The organism is Natrinema soli, from assembly GCF_028618695.1.
On record NZ_JAQIVI010000522.1, the window covers coordinates 1 to 1,434 of the forward strand.

Sequence of the window (1,434 nt, forward strand, 5' to 3'; positions counted from 1 at the left end):
AGACCGTTGGCTGCCGCGACCGGATCGATCGGGACCACGAACGCGCTCGCGACGAACGCGACGACGGCGGCCGAGACGAGGAGTTTGGCACCGACCTCCGCGAGCCGATAGCCGCCGCCCGCGAGTCCCAGCGCGAGGATCACCGCCCAGAGCACGCCCCAGAATTGTGGATCGGTCAGCGCGGCGGTACCGACTCCCGCGCTTTCGACGATCGTCGCGCTCACGCCCGCCAGCGTCTTCATGATGACGAGTTGGGCGAGCCCCGCGGCCAGTACAACATCGACCACGAGCACCCAGGCCCAGAACGAGCCGAGGTGGCGCTCGACGACCGCGACGATCCCCCCTTCGGTGAGCAGGCCCAGCCGCATCGCGAGGTACTGGCCGACGGTGCCCAGAACGGCCGATAACACGACGACCCACAGCAGCGCGTAGCCGAAGCTCGCACCTGCAACGAGCAGACTGGCCATCGTCGCCGGACCCGCCGCGATCGCGCCGGCGAGCCACGTCGGCCCCAGTCGATCAAGTACCATCCTGATTCGCCCCGTTTCGGCCGTCTGCTGCTCGGTTGCCATCGGCCTCTCTTGCGAACTAATCTATATAACTCCGTGGTATTCCTTGGTGGCGGCCGGCCGAATTCTCTCTTCCTCTGTATCGCGAGATTACTCAGGCTGCCAGCTCGGATTCTCCCGCGGCGGGCTGAAGATGTCGACGCCGCGGACCGTCTCGTCGCCGCGATTCTCGGCCGCGTGGGGCTGCTCGCCCGGAATCGCGTAGGAATCACCGGGACCGCAGACGACCTCCTCGCCATCGGTGATGAACGTCAACTCACCCTCGTACAGAAAACCGGTCTGTTCGTGGGGGTGGCTGTGCTCCTCGACGACTGCGCCAGGCTCGATCTCGAAGTGCTGGACGTTCATCGATTCCGTACCCGCCATCAGCGCCAGGTGGACCCCGTCGACGGCTTCCGACGGCTCGAGGTCGGTCAGGGAAACGCGTTCCATACGCCTCGAGAGGAGACGGAGCGCCTAATAGTTCCGCCGGTGGGTCGCCCGTTCACTTCCGCTCCGGTTGCCGAAGGTTGAACTGCCGGGGCGGCCCACTGCCGGACATGTACGCCGTCGTCGGCTGTAGCGAGTGTTCGAACCTCTGGATCATCGAGGGCCGCTCCGACACGACCCAGTGTCCCCGCTGTGGCTCTCGGAGGGGCTACGAGAAGCGCAAGAAGTTCGTCGAGACCGACGACGCCGCCCACGCCCGCGACGTCCGCGCCTCGATGCTCGCGAACCGGCAGGGGGAGGGCGAAGCCTTCGCGAAACTCGACTCCTTCGCCGAACTCGAGGACGACGTGGCGGACGGCGTCGTCGACGACGAGGAGTACCTCGAGGGATCCGGACTGGACGTCGAGGCCGTCGAGGCGGCCGGCGACCGTGACCC

The 1,434-nt window shown here is 66.8% G+C and carries 3 protein-coding genes; 1 reads left to right on the forward strand and 2 read right to left on the reverse strand.

The window, feature by feature from the left end; genetic code table 11:
* The coding region (locus PGX04_RS25720) for a divalent metal cation transporter (RefSeq protein ID WP_273741098.1) at nt 1-572 on the reverse strand (572 nt) is incomplete at its 3' end.
* 87 nt (nt 573-659) lie between these two features.
* Nucleotides 660-1,001 (reverse strand): cupin domain-containing protein, encoded by a 342-nt coding sequence (locus PGX04_RS25725; RefSeq protein ID WP_273741099.1) that lies wholly within the window; start codon nt 999-1,001, stop codon nt 660-662.
* A 107-nt stretch (nt 1,002-1,108) separates the two neighbouring features.
* Here PGX04_RS25725 and PGX04_RS25730 point away from each other — a divergent pair.
* Nucleotides 1,109-1,434: DUF5817 domain-containing protein (locus tag PGX04_RS25730; protein ID WP_273741100.1), on the forward strand; the 326-nt coding region annotated here is incomplete at its 3' end.

Excerpts from the sequence above, each read along its gene's own strand:
- PGX04_RS25725 (WP_273741099.1), bottom strand. The coding sequence starts at position 1,001 with ATGGAACGCGTTTCCCTGACCGACCTCGAGCCGTCGGAAGCCGTCGAC.